General features: G+C 29.3%; 20 protein-coding genes and 1 other annotated feature. Of the genes, 4 read left to right on the forward strand and 16 right to left on the reverse strand.

Annotation, left to right across the window (positions count from 1 at the left end; all coding sequences use genetic code 11):
* Positions 1 to 388 precede the first annotated feature (388 nt).
* From pheT to ytxC, 9 genes are all read right to left on the reverse strand, one after another.
* Positions 389 to 2,767: a phenylalanine--tRNA ligase subunit beta gene (gene pheT, locus BM027_RS04885; protein ID WP_090089340.1), complete on the reverse strand. Its 2,379-nt coding sequence runs from the start codon at positions 2,765 to 2,767 to the stop codon at positions 389 to 391.
* Between the two features lie 18 nt (positions 2,768 to 2,785).
* Positions 2,786 to 3,805 carry a phenylalanine--tRNA ligase subunit alpha gene (pheS, locus tag BM027_RS04890; protein WP_090089342.1) on the reverse strand — a complete coding sequence of 340 codons (1,020 nt, stop codon included), beginning with the start codon at positions 3,803 to 3,805 and terminating at the stop codon, positions 2,786 to 2,788.
* Between the two features lie 165 nt (positions 3,806 to 3,970).
* Positions 3,971 to 4,191: a binding site (T-box leader), on the reverse strand.
* 113 nt (positions 4,192 to 4,304) lie between these two features.
* On the reverse strand, positions 4,305 to 5,084 hold the full coding sequence (locus BM027_RS04895) for a TrmH family RNA methyltransferase (RefSeq protein WP_090089345.1): 780 nt from the start codon (positions 5,082 to 5,084) through the stop codon (positions 4,305 to 4,307).
* A gap of 87 nt (positions 5,085 to 5,171) precedes the next feature.
* On the reverse strand, positions 5,172 to 5,840 hold the full coding sequence (locus tag BM027_RS04900; RefSeq protein ID WP_090089347.1) for a potassium channel family protein: 669 nt from the start codon (positions 5,838 to 5,840) through the stop codon (positions 5,172 to 5,174).
* 14 nt (positions 5,841 to 5,854) lie between these two features.
* Entirely contained in the window at positions 5,855 to 7,201 is a 1,347-nt protein-coding gene (locus BM027_RS04905; protein WP_090089349.1) for a TrkH family potassium uptake protein, read from the reverse strand.
* A 459-nt stretch (positions 7,202 to 7,660) separates the two neighbouring features.
* Entirely contained in the window at positions 7,661 to 8,020 is a 360-nt protein-coding gene (rplT, locus tag BM027_RS04910) for a 50S ribosomal protein L20 (protein ID WP_090089351.1), read from the reverse strand.
* A 29-nt stretch (positions 8,021 to 8,049) separates the two neighbouring features.
* Complete coding sequence (gene rpmI, locus BM027_RS04915) at positions 8,050 to 8,247, reverse strand: 50S ribosomal protein L35 (RefSeq protein WP_090089354.1); 198 nt, start codon at positions 8,245 to 8,247, stop codon at positions 8,050 to 8,052.
* A 20-nt stretch (positions 8,248 to 8,267) separates the two neighbouring features.
* Entirely contained in the window at positions 8,268 to 8,789 is a 522-nt protein-coding gene (infC, locus tag BM027_RS04920) for a translation initiation factor IF-3 (protein WP_090089356.1), read from the reverse strand.
* Between the two features lie 168 nt (positions 8,790 to 8,957).
* Positions 8,958 to 9,857, reverse strand: coding sequence for a putative sporulation protein YtxC (gene ytxC, locus BM027_RS04925; RefSeq protein ID WP_090089358.1), 900 nt, complete (start codon positions 9,855 to 9,857; stop codon positions 8,958 to 8,960).
* Positions 9,858 to 10,019: 162 nt separating this feature from the next.
* On the opposite strand from ytxC, the gene BM027_RS04930 reads away from it, so the two are divergent.
* Complete coding sequence (locus BM027_RS04930) at positions 10,020 to 10,724, forward strand: DUF6873 family GME fold protein (RefSeq protein WP_090089360.1); 705 nt, start codon at positions 10,020 to 10,022, stop codon at positions 10,722 to 10,724.
* Positions 10,725 to 10,984: 260 nt separating this feature from the next.
* Here the strand turns inward: BM027_RS04930 and hslO are convergent, their stop codons facing one another.
* The 3 genes from hslO to BM027_RS04945 form a co-directional block, all read right to left on the reverse strand.
* Complete coding sequence (hslO, locus tag BM027_RS04935; protein WP_090089361.1) at positions 10,985 to 11,869, reverse strand: Hsp33 family molecular chaperone HslO; 885 nt, start codon at positions 11,867 to 11,869, stop codon at positions 10,985 to 10,987.
* 14 nt (positions 11,870 to 11,883) lie between these two features.
* On the reverse strand, positions 11,884 to 12,621 hold the full coding sequence (locus tag BM027_RS04940; RefSeq protein WP_090089364.1) for a class I SAM-dependent DNA methyltransferase: 738 nt from the start codon (positions 12,619 to 12,621) through the stop codon (positions 11,884 to 11,886).
* 114 nt (positions 12,622 to 12,735) lie between these two features.
* The gene (locus tag BM027_RS04945; protein WP_090089366.1) at positions 12,736 to 12,993 is read right to left on the reverse strand and encodes an alpha/beta-type small acid-soluble spore protein; all 258 of its coding nucleotides are present in this window, start codon (positions 12,991 to 12,993) and stop codon (positions 12,736 to 12,738) included.
* Between the two features lie 365 nt (positions 12,994 to 13,358).
* On the opposite strand from BM027_RS04945, the gene BM027_RS04950 reads away from it, so the two are divergent.
* From BM027_RS04950 to dapB, 3 genes are read left to right on the forward strand one after another with little or no spacing between them, the layout of a single operon-like run.
* Positions 13,359 to 14,351, forward strand: a complete 993-nt coding sequence (locus BM027_RS04950) for an aspartate-semialdehyde dehydrogenase (protein ID WP_090089376.1) — start codon at positions 13,359 to 13,361, stop codon at positions 14,349 to 14,351.
* Positions 14,352 to 14,367: 16 nt separating this feature from the next.
* Positions 14,368 to 15,246: a 4-hydroxy-tetrahydrodipicolinate synthase gene (gene dapA / locus BM027_RS04955; protein WP_090089379.1), complete on the forward strand. Its 879-nt coding sequence runs from the start codon at positions 14,368 to 14,370 to the stop codon at positions 15,244 to 15,246.
* Positions 15,247 to 15,255: 9 nt separating this feature from the next.
* The gene (gene dapB, locus BM027_RS04960; RefSeq protein WP_090089381.1) at positions 15,256 to 16,014 is read left to right on the forward strand and encodes a 4-hydroxy-tetrahydrodipicolinate reductase; all 759 of its coding nucleotides are present in this window, start codon (positions 15,256 to 15,258) and stop codon (positions 16,012 to 16,014) included.
* A 416-nt stretch (positions 16,015 to 16,430) separates the two neighbouring features.
* On the opposite strand, the gene BM027_RS04965 is transcribed toward dapB, so the two are convergent.
* Genes BM027_RS04965 through BM027_RS04980 form a run of 4 tightly spaced genes read right to left on the reverse strand, consistent with a single transcriptional unit; the run spans position 16,431 to position 21,089 of the window.
* Positions 16,431 to 18,086 (reverse strand): peptide ABC transporter substrate-binding protein, encoded by a 1,656-nt coding sequence (locus BM027_RS04965; protein ID WP_090089385.1) that lies wholly within the window; start codon positions 18,084 to 18,086, stop codon positions 16,431 to 16,433.
* Between the two features lie 56 nt (positions 18,087 to 18,142).
* Complete coding sequence (locus BM027_RS04970) at positions 18,143 to 19,123, reverse strand: ABC transporter ATP-binding protein (protein WP_090089386.1); 981 nt, start codon at positions 19,121 to 19,123, stop codon at positions 18,143 to 18,145.
* On the reverse strand, positions 19,123 to 20,130 hold the full coding sequence (locus BM027_RS04975) for an ABC transporter ATP-binding protein (RefSeq protein ID WP_090089387.1): 1,008 nt from the start codon (positions 20,128 to 20,130) through the stop codon (positions 19,123 to 19,125). The genes BM027_RS04970 and BM027_RS04975 overlap by 1 nt, the downstream gene beginning before the upstream one ends.
* Positions 20,131 to 20,144: 14 nt before the next feature.
* Positions 20,145 to 21,089 (reverse strand): ABC transporter permease, encoded by a 945-nt coding sequence (locus BM027_RS04980; protein ID WP_090089388.1) that lies wholly within the window; start codon positions 21,087 to 21,089, stop codon positions 20,145 to 20,147.
* Positions 21,090 to 21,098 lie beyond the last annotated feature (9 nt).

Here is a 21,098-nt window from a genome sequence, read left to right on the forward strand (position 1 = left end):
AACCTTATAAAATTAAATTTAGTTATATATATGCTTTATATGATTATAAATTTAACACCTTTGATGAATTTTTTAATTATATTAAAACAGAGAGATTTAAAAAAGAGGATGTAACAAAAAATATTTTTTTGTTACATCCTCTTCCTTATTTCATATACCTTAGGCATATGAAAATAAATAACAAGTCAGTATGCTAGTCTATTTTGCGTCATAAGGAAGCTCGACTCGTATACACTCGCTGAGTAAGTGATTCACACAAAATCATAGATTTTGGTTCTCTACTCATGTCGATAAAATCAGCCCATAGCTTGCTATGCGTTAATTTCATCTCCTTGCCTGACTCAAAATATACGTCGCATCTTTGACTTGTTATTTTCTTTAATATGCCTTAATCTCTTAATGTAGCACCAATTTTGTATTCTAAAGATCTTAAAATCTTATCATGTGTCTTATTAACTTCTTTATCTGTTAATGTCTTATTTTCATCCCTATAAGCTATTGCATAAGCTATACTCTTCTTACCATCTGGTATTTGCTTACCTTTATATATATCGAATAGTTCAACTTTCTCGACTATATTGCCACCAGCTTTTCTTATTGTTTGTTCAATTTCTTGAACTAATATTTCATCATCTACTAACAATGCAATATCTCTTGTTACTGCTGGGAACTTTGGTAGTACTTTATATTTTCTAGCTGTTTCAGCATTTTCATATAGGATATCTAAGTTTAATTCTGCTGTAAAGCACGGAACATCAATTCCATAATTTTCTGAAACATCTGGATGAACTTCTCCTAATATTCCTGCCTTGTTTTTTCCAAGTAATAACGCTGCTGTCTTTCCTTGATGATAACTTGGATTATCAATTTCTCTTTTATAATCTGCGTTGTTTATTCCTAATCCTTCAAGTATATTTTCAACCATTCCTTTAAGATCTAAATAATCACAATCGCCATAAATACCAATAGTTAATACATTCTTTTCTATTGGAAGTTTTGTATCATCTTCACTTGGAATATATATCTTACCCATTTCAAACAATCTAACAAAAGAATTATTTCTTGCATAGTTTCTTTCTAAAGATTCCATCATTGAAGGTAATGTTATTGTTCTCATTACGCTATAATCTTCTCCTAATGGATTCTTTATTTTAACTACATTTCTAAGTTCACTATCTTTAGGTAAATTCACTTTATCAAATACCTTTGGAGATACAAATGAATAACTTATAGATTGATTTAATCCACTTCCAGTTGCAAGTAATATTACATTATCATCTAAAATTTCTTTTCTATATTTAGGTTCTCTTTCAGTAGAAACCTTAAATATTGTTGTAGGCACTTTATCATATCCATAAATTCTTGCAACTTCTTCAGCAATATCTTCTTTAATTGCAAGATCAATTCTAAATGTTGGTGTTTTTAATATTAAATTATCTCCGCTTATTTGTGTAAATATATCTAAACTATCTAAGCATCTTTTCATTTCTTCTTTAGAAATATCTGTTCCAAGGAAAGTATTTATCCAATTATAATCAACTGTTAAATTTCCTTCTTCTTTTTTATGGTTGTATACATCTATAGTACCTTCCATAACTTCTCCAGCTTCTAACTCACAAATTAAAGCACATGCTCTATCTAATGCAAGTTTAGCTAAATTCGGATCAATATCTTTTTCAAACCTAGCTGAAGCTTCTGTTCTTAAGTTTAACTTTTTAGAGTTTACTCTTATATTTCTTCCATCAAAGTTTGCACATTCAAAAACAACTTCTGTAGTATCATCTTTGACTTCTGAGTTAAGACCACCCATTATACCTGCAAGACCTATTGTTCTATCTCCGTCTTTAATGCAAAGTACTGAATTATCTAATTCTCTTTCAACATTATCTAAAGTTGTAAATTTTTCTTTATCTTTAGCTCTTTCAACTACTATTTTATTGTTTGTAAGTTCTCTTCTATCAAATGCATGCATTGGTGCCCCTGTTTCAAGCATAACAAAGTTAGTAATATCAACTATGTTATTTATAGGTCTTATCCCTGCTTCTAGAAGTCTTTCTTGCATCCAACCTGGTGATGGAGCTATCTTAACATTCTTAACTCCTCTTGTCATATATCTATTGCAAAGTTCATCATTAATTTCAACTTTAATCTCGTCATTAACGTTGCTAGAATTTAAAACTTTATATTCTAAATTAGGCATTTTATATGATGTTCTTAATGTAGCAGCAGTTTCTCTTGCCATACCAATCATACTTAAACAATCAGGTCTATTTGAAGTTATTTCAAAGTCTAAGATTGCTTTATTTAATCCTAAAATTTCTTTAATATCTCTGCCAAGTTCAGTATCACTTGGTAAAATCATTAATCCATGAACAGGTTCATCTCCAGCAGTACCTAGTTCTTCTTCTGAACAGAACATTCCATTTGAAGGCACACCTCTAAGTTTTCCTTTTTTAATCTTAGTTCCATCAGCTAATACTGAACCATGTAGTGCAACTGGCACAACATCTTGTTCTTTCATATTAGTTGCTGCAGTAACAATTTGTATTTCTTCACTTCCAATATTAACTTGACAAATACTTAATTTATCTGCATCTGGATGCTTTTCAATTTTTGTAATTTTTCCTGTAACTACATTTTGGATTACATCACCTTGAACAATCACCTCTTCAAGTTGTGATCCTGATAAAGTTAATTTATCTCCTAATTCTTTTGGGGCTACATTTATTTCTGCATAATCTTTTAGCCAATTATATGGTACTTTCATCTTTCTTACCTCCTTAGTCTAGAATTGATTTAAAAATCTCATGTCACTTTCATATAATAATCTTATGTCATCTATACCGTACTTTAACATTACCATTCTATCAACACCGAATCCAAAAGCAAATCCACTATAAACTTCAGGATCTATTCCACAATTTCTTAATACGTTTGGATGTACCATTCCACATCCAAGTACTTCTATCCAGCCACTACCTTTACATACTCTACAGCCTTCTCCTCCACATACAAAACAAGTTGCATCCATTTCAGCTGATGGTTCAGTAAATGGAAAATGATGTGGTCTAAATTTAGTTACTACTTTATCACCAAACATCTTCTTTGCAAATAATTCTAAAGTTCCTTTTAAATCTGCAAAAGTAACTCCTTTATCAATAACTAAACCTTCCATTTGATAAAATATAGGTGAATGAGTTGCATCTACTGCATCTGATCTATATACTTTTCCTGGAGAGATCATTTTTATTGGCGGTTCTTGCTTTTCCATTGTTCTAATTTGAACTGGAGAAGTTTGAGTTCTTAAAACTATATTGTCATTTATATAGAATGTATCTTGCTCACTTCTTGCTGGATGATCTTTAGGAATATTTAATGCTTCAAAATTATAATGATCAAGCTCTACTTCTGGACCTTCTTCAACAGTAAATCCCATTGAAATAAAAATTTCTTTCATACTTTGTAGTGTTAAGTCTAAAGGATGTCTCTTTCCTATAACTTTTTTGTTTCCTGGAAGAGAAATATCTATAACCTCACTAGCAAGTTTCTTATTCTTTTCTATTGCTTTTATTTCCTTAGCGATAGCTTCTATTTTTTCTTCTACTGCACTCTTAGCTTCATTAACTAACTTACCTACTAAAGGTCTTTCTTCTGCTGATAAGCCACCCATTCCTCTTAGTATTGTAGTAAGTTCTCCTTTTTTACCTAAAACTTTAACTCTTATTTCTTCTAATTCACTAATTTTTGAAACTGATTCAAGTTTCTTTAATGCAGCTTCTTGAATTTCTTTAAGTTTCTCTTTCATATCTTTGTTCTCCTTTCAAAATCTATTTAATTATGTAGTTTTTAGACCTATGCCTTATTAGGCACATTAAAATAAATAACAAATCAGCATGCAACGTATATTTCGTGTCATACTGCGTCGGTAATATTAGCTTATTTTTAAGCAAAAAAAATTCATCCCCCTCATAAAAGGGACGAATTATCCGCGTTACCACCCTAATTGAAACTTATAAAATATAAGAATCCAACTTAATATTTTAACGGCATTACCGCTAGCTACTACTAAAAATTTCATAGCTAGAACTCCTGAGTGAACTTCAATATCATTTCATTTAAAAAGGCTTCCAGTCTATGGCCTCTTCTCCCTGAAAATTTCCTAATATCTACTCTCTCGTTCATAGTTTTTTAATATTTAATTCAGTATAATTATACAAATAAATCAATTTAATTTCAATACATTATTAAAATTAATATATATATAAGATTATAAATGTATTAACTTAATTAGAACATATATATAATTAAAAAGAATTCTGCCTAACTTTTTCATAAATGATAATTGATGTGGCTATAGCAACATTCAAAGATTCCGCACCACCTGGCATTGGTATCTTGACTCTACTATCTGCTAAACTTAAAACTTCATCTGACACACCATTTCCTTCATTTCCAACCGTTAGTATAACTTTTCCTTTTAGTTCTTCTTTAAAAAAATCTTCACTGCTTTCAAGAGAAGTTACAACTAATTTAAATCCATCTTGTTTTAATTGTTTAATTAACGATAAATCTTCATCATAATAAATTGGAATATAAAATAATGAACCCATAGTTGCTCTTATCGTCTTTTCATTATAAATATCCACTGTTCCCTTAGTAAGTATTATTCCATTAACACCTGCTGCGTGTGCAGTTCTAATTATAGTTCCAAGATTCCCAGGGTCTTGTAATTTATCACAAAGCAAATAAAAATTTCCATAAGAATTAAAATTGTTTTTTTTCATACTAACCACAGCGATAATTCCTTGAGGATTTTCTGTAGACGTAAGATCTTTAAATAAATTATCAGAGATACAATATATTTTTGTATCTTCTTTTATATTATTGCCAAGAAAGCGTTCAATTTTTTCATTACCTTCTTCTGTTAAAATTAAATAATCAATATTTAATTTTGCTTTAAATCCTTCATCTATTAACCTAAATCCTTCAATTACATACTTATTGGTTTTACTTCTATTTCTTCGTTCTTTAAGTTTTTTTGTTTCTTTATACAAAACATTATCTTTACTTTCAATAAAAATCAAAGCGTACACCTCAATTAAGGAATATAGAAAAAAAATAATAAGTCAAAGATAGACTAGCTGACTTACTTGTTATTTTTTTGAATATGCCTAATCTAATCTTAATATCATTCCTTCAAGTTTACTTAAGTCTTCTGCTGAACCAATGGCAACTATTATGTCCTTAGCATTTACAATATCATCTGGTAGCGGTGAAATATTTATATCGTCACCCTTTTTAATTGCCATAACATTTATTCCATATTGACTTCTTAACTTTATTTCTCTTAAGCTCTTACCATCCCAGTCACTTATAGCTTCAATTTCCATTATGCTATAATCAGAAGATAATTCAATATAATCTAGTATACTTGTAGAAACTAAATTATGTGCTACTCTAACTCCCATATCTTGTTCTGGTAAAATAACTCTATCTGCACCAATTTTATATAATACTTTAGCATGCAATTTACTATTTGCTTTTGCTATTATATACTTAACTCCTAATTCTTTTACTAGTAAAGTTACCATAACACTAGCTTGAATATTAGATCCTATCGTAACTATCGCAACATCAAAATTTCTAAGTCCTAACGTTCTTAATGCATTTTCGTCAGTTGAATCCATTTGCACTGCATGCGTAACATTATCTGAAATCTCTTGAATTATATCTTCATCCTTATCTATAACTAAAACATCATTTCCTAACTCATATAAAGTTTGTGCAACTGAAGTACCAAATCTTCCAAGACCAATTACAACGAATTGTTTATTTGCCAAGGCTAAGTCATCTCCTATCCAATTAATATCTTTCCTTCTGGATATTTATATCCAGTTTTCTTCTTCCTATTTAATAAGGCTAAAATTACTGTTAATGGACCTACTCTACCACAATACATTGTAAGAATTATTATTAATTTTCCGCCTAATGATAATTGTTGTGTTACTCCTGTAGTTAATCCAACAGTTCCGAAAGCAGATGTTGCTTCATAAAGTAAATTTATAAAAGATTGACCTGTTTCTGTTACTGTAAGAATCATTGTAGCAACCATAACTATCATAATTGCAATAAAAAGTAATGTGAAAGCCTTATATACTATATCTTTTGAAAATCTTCTTTCAAAAACCTCAGTATCTTCTCTACCTTTTAATACAGATATTACAGTTAACACTAAAATTCCAAATGTAGCTGTTTTCAATCCTCCTGCTGTGGAACCAGATGACCCACCAATAAACATTAATATTATTGTTATTAATTTACCTGACATTGTCATTCCATCAGTGGACATACTATTAAATCCTGCTGTCCTTGGAGATACAGATGCAAAAAAAGAATTCAATAACTTATCTTTAAAACTCATGTCTCCTAATGTATTTGGATTGTTATATTCAAAAAGTAATATTAATAAAAATCCACCTACAAGCAATGAAATTGTAACTAAAATTACCATTTTTGAATTAATAGATAGTTTTTTAGAGCCTCTATAGTTATATATTTCAAGCCAAACAGTAAAGCCTAGCCCTCCAATAATTATCAACGCACTTATTGTAAAAATAATAATAATATTACTTGAATATCCAACTAAACTATTAAAATGTCCAAATAAATCAAATCCTGCATTACAAAAAGCAGATATTGAATGGAATATACTATAAAAAGCACCTTTCACTATTCCAAATTGTGGTACAAATTGTGTAGATAATAATAACGCCCCAAAAAACTGAACGGTAAACGTTAATGCAAATACATATTTAACCATTTTTACAAGTCCCTCAAGGTTAAAAGTATTCATAGCTTCTTGTATAAGCAATCTATCTCTTAATGTTATTTTTTTCCCAAGAAGTATTGCAATAAATGTAGTAAGAGACATGAATCCTAATCCACCTATTTCTATTAGAAGTATAATTACTACTTGACCAAAAGTATTCCAATAAGTTCCTGTATCTAGTGTAACAAGACCTGTAACGCATACTGCTGATGTTGATGTAAAAATAGCATCAATAAAATTAGTATACTCACCAGATGAAGATGAAATAGGTAAACTAAGTAAAATTGCTCCACTTAATATAACTAATGCAAAGCCCAATGATAATACTTGAACTACATTTAGTCGTGTTTTTTTTGTTAGACTTTTTGACATATAATCACCTCAAAAAGGTTAATTTTATTCCAGATAAAATAATCTTTTCCACATATTTTATCTCTTTATAAATAATTTTATGTAAATTTTATATTTATATAATAAGTTTTTCTAAAGTTCATTTAAATCAAATATTTTCTATAAATAACATCATTTGACATTAAAAATAACTTTAAGCATATAAAAGAAAACAACAATTCAAAGATGCGAAGTATATTTTGCCTTAAGATAAGTTCAACTAAATTCATCTGGAGTATAAAACTCCACATGAAAAGTTTCACTTTATGTCAGAAAAGAAGGTAATCTTAGCTATAGCTCGTCTATTAGCTGATTTTACCGACACAGTATGACTCAAAATAGACTAGTAACTGATTTGTTATTTTTTTGAATATGCCTTATATTCCATTTACATATTTTTTTCAGTATATAAATAAAATGCGACCTAAGTCGCATTTTGAATTAAGCGTTTATTTGTTTTTTAGCTACTTCTACTAAATCAGCAAACGCTTTAGGATCATTTATAGCTATCTCTGATAACATTTTTCTGTTTATATCAATTCCTGCTAATTTGATTCCATTCATAAATTTTGAATATGAAAGACCACTTAGTCTTGTTGCTGCATTTATTCTAGCAATCCATAAGCTTCTATAATCTCTCTTCTTGTTCTTTCTTCCAACATAAGAATTTCTTAATGCTCTAATTACTGATTCATTAGCTGTTTTAAATAACTTACTTTTTCCACCGTAGTATCCCTTTGCAAGTTTTAAAACCTTTTTATGATTCTTACGAGCGTTTTTTGCTCTTTTTACTCTTGCCATGCTTTAAACCTCCTGTAATCTATTGCGAATTATAGATATGGTAATAATTTCTTCATTACTTTTTCTTGTGATTTTGACACGTAGCCAGCTTTTCTAAGATTTCTTTTTGTCTTAGAACTCTTCTTTGTTAGGATATGGCTCTTGAATGCTTTCGCTCTCTTAAGCTTTCCTGTACCTGTCTTCTTAAATCTCTTTGCTGCACCTCTATGACTTTTCATTTTTGGCATGATAAAATCCTCCTCTCAAGTTATGCCTTTTTAGGGCCTAAAACCATTGTCATATTTCTGCCTTCTTTTTTTGGATGTTTTTCAATTAGGCAGACATCCTGTAATTTATTAGCGAAGTTGTTTAGAATTCCTTGCCCAATATGAGTAAGTTCCATCTCTCTTCCTCTAAACCTAACAGTGATTTTAACTTTATCTCCATCTAATAAGAACTTTCTAGCATTTTTAGCTTTTATTTCAATATCATGTTCTTCTATAGTAAGGCTAACCCTTACTTCTTTAATACTTATAACTTTTTGCTTTTTCTTTGCTTCTTTTTCTTTTTTAGATTGTTCATATACGAACTTACCAAAGTCCATAATTTTACACACTGGAGGGTTTGCATTAGGTGAAATCATAACTAAATCTAATTCTTCTTTTTCAGCAATTTCCATTGCTTCCCTTGAAGAAATCACACCTAACTGTGATCCATCACTTGCAACTACTCTTAGTTCTTTTTGTCTTATTTCTTCATTAATAAAAAAATCTTTATTAATACTTTTCACCTCCGAAAACTATATACATAATAAAAAGACGGCAACATGCCGTCTTATACTATCACTACTTTGAAATCTAGAGATATACAACCATACCAGTAGTAATTAACACTGTAGGGTGAGAAACGGCTTGTTTCTTCTTAACAAAACTTATTCTATCATCATTTATTTAATGTGTCAATATTTTTTATAATTTATTTTTATTGTATTGCATTCACTACACCCTAAACAATATTGTACTCTTTCTCCAAACACATTATTTATCGTATCTAAGAACTCTTTATTTGTCGAATTTTCCTTTTTATGAATCACTATAATTTTAGGAGTATTAGTTATTAAACCACTTATTAGTATATCTTCTGTATTCACATCAGCAACCTTTTTGCAGTCTGCAAATTCCTTTATGAATTCTTGTAATAGATCTTTCCCACAATCGTCTGTTACTATATATCCTCCACCTTCTTCAATAATTATATTTATTTTATCTATCTTGCTTTCTTGTATATCAACAAAATATTTTAATAATTTTACAAATTCCTTATACTCTTTTTCTACTATATAATTCTCCACAATTTTTTGTATGATTTTTTCTATATCCTCTCTAAGTTTTTTCATTCTAAATGTAATAAAACCATTTATATTAATTTCTTGCTTTTCCTTTATACATTCTCTTATTTCTTCTATAATTCCATTCATCTTATTTAAATAATATATTGAATTGCTATCTTTTAACATATCTTCACATTTTAATACTTTTATTATCTCATCTTCAACTTCTAATATTTCATCTTGCTTTAGAAAGAAATAACTATCAGTTAAAAATTCAAGCATTTCTTTTTTTCTATAATTATCAATTACTATTCTATATAAAATATTACTTACATATAAATTAATAATATCTTTTACCTTGTCATTATAAACTTCTTCTTCACAAATAATTTTGATAATATGAGTTTTTCCTTCAATACTTTCAACTAATCCTATAATTATATCCTTTTTCTTTAGTAATTCTCTTAGCTCTTGCAACTCTCCAACAAAATCTAATTCCTCATTATAAGCTAATTTTAAAACAAGCATGGATTTCACTCCCTTCTTAATATTAGTATGTAGTAAATTGACATCACTTATGCAAATAATAGATTTCTTAATCTATATCACAATAATCTATTGTATTTTTATTAATCTTGTAGTAACTTTTTTATATGAATTTAATATTAGGTATACGAAAGGAGCATTACTATGTACTGTTTTATCGATTATAGAGCTACTAAAGAAGAACTAAATAACCTACTAAAACTACACCTTGAACCTATATTAATTCCTAAATGTCCTTATGTATATGAAGCAATAGATGGGCATCCTGACATTCAATTAAATTTACTAAAAAACAATTCATCAATTCAAGTAATTGTACATAAAGATATTCCTGAAACTTTCAGAAAATTACTAGATCATAAGAACATAAAATATATTATTTCAAAAATATCCTTGTCTAATACATATCCAGGAAATATTATTTTAAATTCTTTAATTCTAGATAATTATTTTATACATAACCTTAAATACACTGATGAAAATCTTTTAAAATCTCAAGACTTTAAAGAACTTATTAATGTACCTCAGGGTTATACTAAATGTTCAATTCTACCTATTAGGGACAAGGCGCTAATAACAAGTGACGTTGGAATTTATAAAAATTTAATTAAATTTGATTTTGATGTTCTTCTACTTCCTCCAAGTGATATAATCCTTCCTTCACTAAACTATGGATTTATAGGTGGAACTGGCGGAATGATATCTAAAGATATGATAGCTTTCTTTGGTGATTTAAATAATTATGAGTGGGGTGATAAAATTAAAAAGTTTTTATACAAATATGATGTCTCCCCAATCGCTTTAAGAAAAGGTAAATTAATAGACAGAGGTAGTTTGCTTATCCTTTAGCCATTCTTTAATGTCTTTAATCATATCCACTATATAATAATATGATTTTGATTTTTTTTGTGTTCCTAATTAAGTCATATTCAAAAAAAATAACAAGTTAGTATGCTAGTATATTTGACTTGTTATTTCATATGCCTAATTAAGTGTTACTTATAAATAAAAAAAGATGCTTCAACCTTAGCTGGTCAAAGCACCTTTTTAACTCTGCACTGTTAATTTAGGCATATTTTTAAAAATGACAAATCAATATGCCTAACAACTTATTTTCTACTATTCTTTAATAAATTCTCTATATCTTCAGTAGAGAATTTATATTTAGTATTACAAAAATTACAAACTATTTCTTCACTTTTGCCTTCATTATATATTTCCTCTAGATCATCTTTTCCAATAGATATTAAAGCCTTCTCTACCTTATCCTTAGAACAATCACATTTATATTCAGGATATAAAGAATCTAGTATGTTTAACTCCATACCTTCAAATATATATTCTAATATCTCTTCTATAGTTTTTCCTTCTGATATTAATGTTGTAATAGGTGGAATTTCTTCTAATCTATATGTTACTAAATCAGCTAAAAGAGGATCTGCACCTGGCATCATTTGAACTATAAATCCACCTGCTGCTTTTACTGATAAGTCCTTATCAACTAGTACTCCTAAAGATACTGCTGATGGAGTTTGTTCTGATACTGTAAAATAATATGCAAAATCTTCAGCAATTTCTCCACTATATATAGGTACTTGACCCACATATGGATCTTTTAATCCTAAATCTTTTATTACATATAAAAGTCCATCTTTTCCAATAGCACCACCAACATCTAGTTTGCCTTTATCATTAAGTTCTCTATCTATATAAGGATTGCCTATAAAGCCCTTAACACAAGCATCATTATGTGTAGTTACTGTTATGCCCTTTGCTTCTCCTCCACCATTTATTTTTAGTGTAATAGATTCCTTATCTGATTTTAAAGTAGTACCCATTAAAGTTCCTGCTGTAAGCATTCTTCCTAGTGCAGCACTTGCTACTGGAGTACAATCATGTATTTTACTACCTTCGTTTACTAAATTGGTTGTAATCCCTCCAATTATTCTAACCATACCTTGTTTGGCTGTTGCTCTAACAATTTTATCTTTCATAAATATCGCCTCCATTATTTCCTTACAACGTAAACTATTCTTTCGCTTTCTTTCTCTACATCTTTATTAAAATATCCTTCAAATTTTCCAATCATTTTAAATCCACATGTATTTAAAGCATTTTCGATTTCTTCTTCTTTGTAAGCTCTTTCAAAATGTTCTTCTTCAAATTTTTCATACAATTCATTATCTTGCTTAACAAAAAATGTTAAAAACATATTTAATATTTCTTCTTCAAATACATTTTCCCATGTATAAAAAACATCTTCTGAATTATATGTATAAATATTATTTCCAAGCACTGTTGATAATTTATAATAAGAGTTTATATCAAATATAAATAAACCCTCTTCTTTTAAATGATTATATACACCTTTAAAATATGAAATTAAATCTTCATAGTCTGTAATATAGTTTGTTGAGTCAAGTACAGATGTTATAAGATTAAATTTATAATTTAAAGATAATTCACACATATCTTGACATATAATTTTTGCTTTAATTTTATTTTTCTTAAATTTATTAAAAGCTACATTTAACATATCATCTGATAAGTCCACAGCATAAGTGTTTTTAAAATATTTAGCTACATTTATTGATACATTACCTGTCCCACAAGCTACGTCTAAATAATCTTCACACTCTATATTGTTTTCTTTACATAAATCTATAATTCTATCTCCAACTAAATCATAATCAATATCTTCATATATAAGTTTATCATAAATATTCGCAAATTCTCCATATGCCATAAGTTGTTAACCATCCTTAATATAATTATTCCACCAATTATATTATATCTTAATCACTCATTAGTCAACGTCTATATTATATGTTGTTATATATATGCTTATGTCTTGCTAGTATTACTTTTTTTCTTTTTCTAGTATTTGATTATTAGTTGGCATTTTAAGCGCCTTTTTACGTTTTGTCATAAGTCCACCAATACGTCCTGTTTCTTCTGCTGAAAGCCCACCCCAGCCTTCTTTATTTACCTTATCACTTAAACCTAATTCATTTGCAATTTCATATTTAAGTTTTTCTCTCATCTTTTCAATATCTGTAAGTTCCTTATTAGATTTAATCTTAGATTTTATTATTTTTTTTAATGGCGTACTACTCACAGTTATACACTTCCTTCTAAACTATTTATATTATAGCTACATTTTTAGAATAAATGCATGGCATCTCTAAATTTAATAGCTATGCAAGCTTTTACACTATATTTATAAAGTCTTACCAAAATTAAAGTATATAGATACTCTTTATAACAAAATTTTATAAAGAATATAAATGTTTTTTATAAATTCATCACTTGTTCTTTTTATTAATAATATGTTCTAAATATAATATTAGTATGTACTAAAATATAAAATGGTATTAAAAAATTTCACTTATTTACTCGTATATACTTGATATTTTCATCATATTTAACTATAGTATTTGTATATTAGATAATTTGTAAAACAATAAATTAGGAGGGATTATCGTGTATAATATCGCAATAGTTGGGGCTACTGGAAATGTAGGAAGAAAATTTTTAGAAATTTTAGAACAAAGAGACTTTCCAGTAAGAAATTTATATCTTTTTGCATCTAAGAGATCAGAAGGTAAGACATTAAAATTTAAAGGAAAGGATTATCTTGTTGAGGAAACTTGTGAAAAGAATATAAAAGACAAAAAAATAGATTATGCACTTTTTTCAGCTGGTGGAGATGCAAGTAAAGAATTTTCACCTGTTTTTGCTTCATATGGAGCTGTAGTAATTGATAATAGTAGTGCTTGGAGAATGGATCCAAAGGTACCACTTGTAGTACCAGAAGTTAATCCTGAAGATATAAAACTTCATAATGGAATAATTGCTAATCCAAATTGTTCAACAATTCAAGCTATGCCTATTATTAAAGCTTTAAATGACAAATATGGAATTAAAAGAATAGTTTATTCTACTTACCAAGCAGTATCTGGAGCTGGTATTCAAGCTATTAAAGACTTAGAAGATGGAGTTAAGGGCATTGCCCCTAAAAAATTCCCTTATCCTATAGCAGGTAATGTATTACCTCATATAGATGTATTTTTAGACAATGGTTATACTAAAGAAGAAGAAAAGATGATTAATGAAACAAGAAAAATTCTTCATATGCCAGATCTTAAAATTACTGCCACTACAGCAAGAGTACCAGTATTAAATAGCCATAGTGAAAGTATAAATGTGGAATTTAACTCTCCATTTGAAATTGAAGATATATTTAAATTATTAAGAAACACTAATGGTGTAACTGTATATGATGATGTTAAGGAATTGAAATATCCTACACCACTTTTAGTTTCAGGAAAAGATGATGTTTATGTTGGTAGAATTAGAAGAGACTTCAGCCTTGACAATGGCTTAAACCTATGGGTTGTTGGCGATAACATAAGAAAAGGAGCAGCTCTTAATGCTATTCAAATTGCTGAAATAATGATCCAATCTAACAATTAAAAATGGAGGAATTTAAATGTCAGTATTTGAGGGTTCAGGTGTAGCTATAGTTACTCCTTTTGATAATGAAGGAGTAAATTATGATAAGCTAAAAGATTTATTAGAATGGCACATTAAAGAAGGTACAGATGCTATTGTTATTTGTGGTACTACAGGTGAAGCTACTACAATGACAGAAGAAGAGAAAAAAACAGTAATTAAATTTACAGTTGATACGGTAAACAAAAGAATTCCAGTAATTGCAGGTTCTGGTTCAAACAATACTAGTTCTGCTATAAAAATGAGTAAATATGCTCAAAGTGTTGGCGTTGATGCTCTACTTGTAATTACTCCATATTATAATAAAACTACTCAAAAGGGATTAGTAAAACATTTTGAAGCTATAAACGAAAATGTTAATATTCCTATAATTCTTTATAATGTACCTGGAAGAACCGGTGTAAATATTTCACCTAAAACTTTAGTTGAAATATCTAAATTAAGTAATGTGGTTGCTATAAAAGAAGCTAGTGGCAATATAAGTCAAATAGCTGAAATGAAGGCATTATGCAGAGATAAAATAGATATCTATTCTGGTAATGATGATCAATTAATACCTATTATGTCCCTTGGTGGTAAAGGTATTATTTCTGTTTTAGCTAATATTATGCCAAAAAAAGTTCACGAAATCACACAAAAATGTTTAGAAGGTAATTTTAATGAAGCTTTAAATCTTCACTTAGATATATTATCTTTAACTAATACTTTATTTATAGAAACAAATCCAATTCCTGTTAAAACAGCTATGAATCTTATGGGACTACAAGTAGGTCCTTTAAGGCTTCCACTTTGTGAAATGGAAGAAAAGAATTTAGAAATCTTAAAAGCTGTTTTAAAAGAAAATAAATTAATATAAGGTGATAAAATGATTAAATTAGTATTAAATGGTTGTTCTGGGAAAATGGGTAAGGTCATTACTGAATGTGCTACTAAATTTAAAAATTTAGAAATAGTTGCTGGTATAGATAAATTTCCTAGCCAAACTTCTTATCCTATATATGAAAATACACAAGATTTAGATATAGATTATGATGTTTTATTAGATTTTTCAAGAGCTGAAGCTTTACCTGCTTTAATAAGCTTAACAGAAAAAACTAAAAAGCCTTTAGTTATATGTTCAACTGGCTTTTCAAGTAACGACTTAGCTTTAATTGATGAAAAGAGTAAATCTCTTCCACTATTCCGTTCAGCTAACATGTCTCTTGGAATTAATTTAATAAATTCTTTATTAAGAAAAGTAACACCCCTTCTTTATGGTAACTATGATATTGAAATTATAGAAAAACACCATAATCAAAAGGTAGATGCTCCTAGTGGTACTGCAGTATTACTTGCAGATACAATTAAGGATTCTATAGAAGAAGAAACTAAGTTCGTCTATGGACGTTCTGGTTCATCTAAAAGAGAACAAAATGAGATTGGAATACATGCAATTAGAGGTGGTTCTATTGTAGGAGATCATGATGTAATCTTTGCTGGAACTGGTGAAATAATAGAATTATCTCACAAAGCCATATCAAGAGAGGTATTTGCAATCGGAGCATTAAAAGCTTGTGAATATATGGGCAATATATCTAATCCTGGGTTATATAACATGGACGATGTTATTGGTATAACTAAATAGTATATTTAATTCCTAATATAATATAAACTACACATAAATAAAGATAGAGATATGATTGACTCTAGATGCGAAGGTTAATTTCGTTAAGAGTTCTATCATATCTCTATTTTTAATAACTCATTTTTTAATAAATGGCTATGTTTTTAAATAATGTTGATATTTTAATATAAAGGCGAACTGGCATTGAAATTTGCTTTGTAGAACTCTTAATAAATATTGTCCTATTAATTACTTGTCACAATCTTTGATTGGGAGCATGCATTAATAGGACAATATTTATTTTAGAGTTCTTAAAGTGAATTCCATTGTCCATGAGCTTTATATTACAATGTCAACATTCACTTAAAACATAGCAAAATAGATAAACTTTAAAAAGCAAAAAAGATCTCCTAGTGGAGACCTTTTTCTTTAAATTATTATTTTCCTTCTATATATGCCTTATCAAAGTATATGAATCCAAGTGGTGATACATTAACATCTTTTACATAACTTTTAACACCTTTTACTTTTGAATTATAGTTTAAAGGTATTATAGGCATATCTTCCATTAATACATCTTCTGCTTGATGCATTAATTCAAATCTCTTTGTTGCATCTTGCTCTATCTTTGCTGCTTCAACTAACTTATCATATTTGGGATTATTATATCCAGCATCATTCATTCCAGAAGTGCTTTCCCACATATCTAAGAATGTCATAGGATCTATATAGTCAGCAGACCATGAATGTCTTCCTATTTGATATTGTTTTGCAGTTCTTGTAGTTTGGAATACTTTCCATTCTTGGCTTTGAAGTTCAACAGTTATTCCTAAATTTGTTTTCCACATATCTTGAAGTGCTTGAGCTAAATCTCCATTTGAACTATCAGGATTATATAGTACTACAAGAGTTGGGAAACCTTCTCCATTTGGATATCCAGCTTCAGCTAATAGCTTTTTAGCTTCTTCTAAATTACCTTCTGGTTTAAAATATTCTTTACTAGCAAAGTCTTTTCCATCTGGTCCTACAATTCCCTTAGGAATAAGGCTATATGCAGGTTCTTGACCACCTTTAAGTACATTTTTAACTATTTGTGTTCTATCTATAGCATATGTTAATGCTTTTCTTACTTTTGCATCTTTTAAAGCTTTAGCAGCAGCTGGATCAATTGCATCAACTTTATCTGAGATATTTACTACAAAAAATCCAGTTCCTAAATTTTCAAACTTTGTAGCACTTCCATTAGCAAGTGCACCTTGAATTTCTGAAGCTGGAACAGTTTCTACCATATCAAAATCACCTGTTTGGAAACTAGCCCATGAAGATGTCTCTTCTGTAACTAATTTAATATTTAGCTTATCAAGCTTAACATTAGCTGCTCCATAATAATTTGAATTTTTATCTAATACTATTTGATCTTTTATTTTGTAGTCAGTCATTTTAAATGGACCATTTGAAACATAGGTTTCAGCCTTATTTGCCCATTCTGCATTTCCTTCAACTACAGCCTTGTTTACTGGGAAGTAACAAGGAAAAGCTGTTAATTCTACAAAATATGGACATGGATTAACTAAAGTAACTTCTAACGTATTTTCATCAGTAGCTTTAACACCAACACTATCTGCTGTTGCATTGTTTAATCCTTTATTATAATCATCTGCACCTTTAATATATGTCATTTGATATGCATATTCAGCTGCTGTTTTTGGATTTAATACTCTTTTCCAAGCATATTCAAAATCATTAGCTGTAAGTGCATCTCCGTTTGACCACTTAGCATCTTTTTTTAAATGGAATGTATAAACTTTTCCATCTGCTGATAAATCATAGCTTTCTGCTATTCCAGGTGTTGCCTTATTGTTTTTATCTAATTTATAAAGACCTTCAAAAAGATTTACTATTACTGTACCACTATCTACAGCTGCAGTTAATGCTGGATCTAGTGTCTTTGGATCTGCTCCTAAATTATAAGTCATAGCTTTACCATTTGCACCTGACTTATTAGATGCACCTCCACAGCCTGTTAAAACTGAAACTCCTAAAGTTAATGCTAAAGCCATTGAGCATAACTTTTTAAGTTTACTTATTTTCATTATTATTTCCCCCTTAAATTTGATTTTATAATTATTTGCACTTAGCAAAATATTATTTAATCATAAAGATGACATGCTACAAAATGTCCTGGTTTAACTTCTTTTAATTCTGGATCAATTTCCTTGCAAATTGGTTTTGCATATTTACATCTACCTTCGAATCTACAACCAGGTGGTGGATCTATTGGAGAAGGAATATCTCCTTCTAATATTATTCTATTATTATTCTTTGAAGCATCTGGATCTGGTATTGGAACTGCTGAAAGTAGTGCTTGCGTATAAGGATGCATAGCTTCTGAATATACTTTATTACTTTCTCCCTTTTCTACCATTCTTCCAAGATACATAACTCCAATATGAGTTGATATATGCTTAACCATTGAAAGGTCATGTGCAATAAAAAGATAAGTTAATCCTAATTCTTCTTGAAGCTCTTCAAGCATATTTATAACTTGAGCTTGAATTGAAACATCAAGAGCTGATATTGGTTCATCACATACAATCAAAGATGGTTGAACAGCCAAAGCTCTAGCAATACCTATTCTTTGTCTTTGACCACCTGAGAACTCATGAGGATATCTATTAATGTGATCACTTGCAAGACCAACTTTTGATAAAAGACTTCTAATTCTTTCTGTCCTTGCTTCTCCTGAATATAAATTATGGACATCTATAGCTTCTCCAATGATATCTCCAACTGTCATTCTTGGATTTAATGATGCATATGGATCTTGAAATATCATTTGTAATTCTTTTCTAAGTGGAACCATCTCTTTAATAGAATAATTAGTTATATCTTTTCCATTAAATATTATTTGTCCTGATGTTGGAGTATAAAGCTTTAATATTGTCCTTCCAGTAGTTGTCTTTCCACATCCAGATTCACCTACTAATCCTAAAGTTTCTCCTTTGTTTATTGTAAAAGAAACTCTATCTACTGCCTTAACATAGCTTGTACCTTTAAATAAGCCCTTACTAACAGGAAAGTATTTACATAAATCTTTTATTTCTAAAATTACTTCCTTTTTATCTTCCACTATTTTTCCCTCCTTATAGGTGATTCAACTTTTGGTGCATCTTCATGGCATAACCAACATGCAACCTTATGCTTTTCTCCTACTTCAAATTGTGGAGGTTGTTTTTGAAGACAAATCCTCATCGCATATTCACATCTAGCAGCAAATGGGCATCCAACTGGTGGCATTAATAAATCTGGTGGTTGTCCTTCAATTGGCTTAAGTTTTTCCTTTGTATTTTCCTTAGGATTTGGAACGCTTCTTAAAAGTCCCCAAGTATAAGGATGTCTTCCTCTATAGAATATATCTTCACTAGAACCTGTTTCTACTATTATTCCACCATACATTACATTAATTCTACTACAAAGGTCTGCAACTACTCCTAAATCATGAGTGATTAATATAATTGAAGTATTAAGCTTGTCCTTTAAATCCTTCATTAAATCAAGGATTTGAGCTTGAATTGTAACATCTAATGCTGTTGTTGGTTCATCTGCAATAATAAGCTTTGGCTCACAAATTAAACTCATAGCTATCATTGCTCTTTGTCTCATACCACCTGAAAATTCATGAGGATACTGTTTCATTCTCTTTTCAGGACTAGGTATACCAACTAACCCAAGCATTTTAATAGCTTCTTTTTTAGCTTCTGATCTACTGATTGATCTATGTTTTAATAAAGGTTCCATTAATTGATCCCCTATTGTATAAACTGGATTTAATGATGTCATAGGATCTTGAAATATCATTCCTATATCATTTCCTCTAATAGCTTCCATTTCAGATTCTTTAACATTTGAAATGTCTTTACCATCAAAATGTATTTCACCGCCTGCAAGTCTTCCGTTATCAGCCAATAATCTCATAATTGACATCATAGTAACACTCTTACCGCAGCCTGATTCTCCAACTATTCCTAATGCTTCTCCCTTTTCCAAATAAAAAGATACACCTCTTACTGCATGTACTTCACCTACATTGGTTTTAAAGGAGGTTTCTAAATTTTTTACTTCTAATAAATTTTCCATTATCTATTCTCCTCCTATCTCTTATTCTTTGGATCTAATGCATCGCTTAATCCATCACCAAAAAGATTAAATGCTAATATAATTAAACAAATCATTAACGATGGGAATAATAATTGATAAGGATATTGGTAAATAGCCTTCATTGCTTCATTAGCTAATGTACCTAATGATGCTTTTGGTGGGATAAGTCCAAGTCCTATGAAGCTTAAAAATGCTTCAGTAAAGATAGCTTGAGGTATTAATAATGTCATCGTAACCATTATTGACCCAATACAGTTTGGTATTAAATGTCTTATTAAAATTCTAGTGTTTGAAGCTCCTAATGCCTTTGCTGCAAGAACAAATTCTTGTTGCTTTAATTGAAGTACATCACCTCTAACTATTCTCGCCATACCTATCCAATATGATATAGAAAGCGCTAACACAATTGTTGATAGTCCACTTCCACCACTTCCTGGTTTATTTAAAATAGCCATTAAGATTATTACATATATAGTTAATGGAATTGAATATAATACATCAACTATTCTCATTAATATGTTATCTACTCTTCCACCTGAAAATCCTGATATACCACCATATAATACCCCAATAAATAAGTTTATTATTGCAGCTGCAATACCTATTATTAAAGAATATCTAGCTCCGTAAAATACTCTAACAAATATATCTCTTCCTAATTGGTCTGTTCCAAACCAATGTTCTGAAGAAGGGCTTAAATTAGCTGTTCCTAAACTTGTTTCTGAATAACTAAATGATGATGTCATAGGAATCAAAATAGAAGCCGCTACTATTACTATTATTGCTATTAATGATATTAATGCCATCTTATTGCTTTTTAATCTATTCCATGCATCCTTCCAATAACCAATACTAGGTCTAACTATAACGTCAACCTTTTTTTCTTCTTCAGTTAGAGGAGTAAATAAGTCCTTTTCTAAGTTTATTTTTTGTTCCATAATCTCTCC

It is taken from the genome of Clostridium uliginosum, assembly GCF_900112485.1.
In the GTDB taxonomy this organism is placed as follows: Bacteria; Bacillota; Clostridia; order Clostridiales; family Clostridiaceae; genus Clostridium; species Clostridium uliginosum.

Bases quoted from the DNA above. Each gene is read 5' to 3' on its own strand.
- pheT (WP_090089340.1), bottom strand. From the start codon at position 2,767: ATGAAAGTACCATATAATTGGCTAAAAGATTATGCAGAAATAAATGTA.
- pheS (WP_090089342.1), bottom strand. From the start codon at position 3,805: ATGAAAGAGAAACTTAAAGAAATTCAAGAAGCTGCATTAAAGAAACTT.
- BM027_RS04905 (WP_090089349.1), bottom strand. From the start codon at position 7,201: ATGTCAAAAAGTCTAACAAAAAAAACACGACTAAATGTAGTTCAAGTA.
- rplT (WP_090089351.1), bottom strand. From the start codon at position 8,020: ATGGCAAGAGTAAAAAGAGCAAAAAACGCTCGTAAGAATCATAAAAAG.
- rpmI (WP_090089354.1), bottom strand. From the start codon at position 8,247: ATGCCAAAAATGAAAAGTCATAGAGGTGCAGCAAAGAGATTTAAGAAG.
- ytxC (WP_090089358.1), bottom strand. From the start codon at position 9,857: ATGCTTGTTTTAAAATTAGCTTATAATGAGGAATTAGATTTTGTTGGA.
- BM027_RS04930 (WP_090089360.1), top strand. From the start codon at position 10,020: ATGTACTGTTTTATCGATTATAGAGCTACTAAAGAAGAACTAAATAAC.
- hslO (WP_090089361.1), bottom strand. From the start codon at position 11,869: ATGAAAGATAAAATTGTTAGAGCAACAGCCAAACAAGGTATGGTTAGA.
- BM027_RS04940 (WP_090089364.1), bottom strand. From the start codon at position 12,621: ATGGCATATGGAGAATTTGCGAATATTTATGATAAACTTATATATGAA.
- dapA (WP_090089379.1), top strand. From the start codon at position 14,368: ATGTCAGTATTTGAGGGTTCAGGTGTAGCTATAGTTACTCCTTTTGAT.
- dapB (WP_090089381.1), top strand. From the start codon at position 15,256: ATGATTAAATTAGTATTAAATGGTTGTTCTGGGAAAATGGGTAAGGTC.
- BM027_RS04965 (WP_090089385.1), bottom strand. From the start codon at position 18,086: ATGAAAATAAGTAAACTTAAAAAGTTATGCTCAATGGCTTTAGCATTA.
- BM027_RS04975 (WP_090089387.1), bottom strand. From the start codon at position 20,130: ATGGAAAATTTATTAGAAGTAAAAAATTTAGAAACCTCCTTTAAAACC.
- BM027_RS04980 (WP_090089388.1), bottom strand. From the start codon at position 21,089: ATGGAACAAAAAATAAACTTAGAAAAGGACTTATTTACTCCTCTAACT.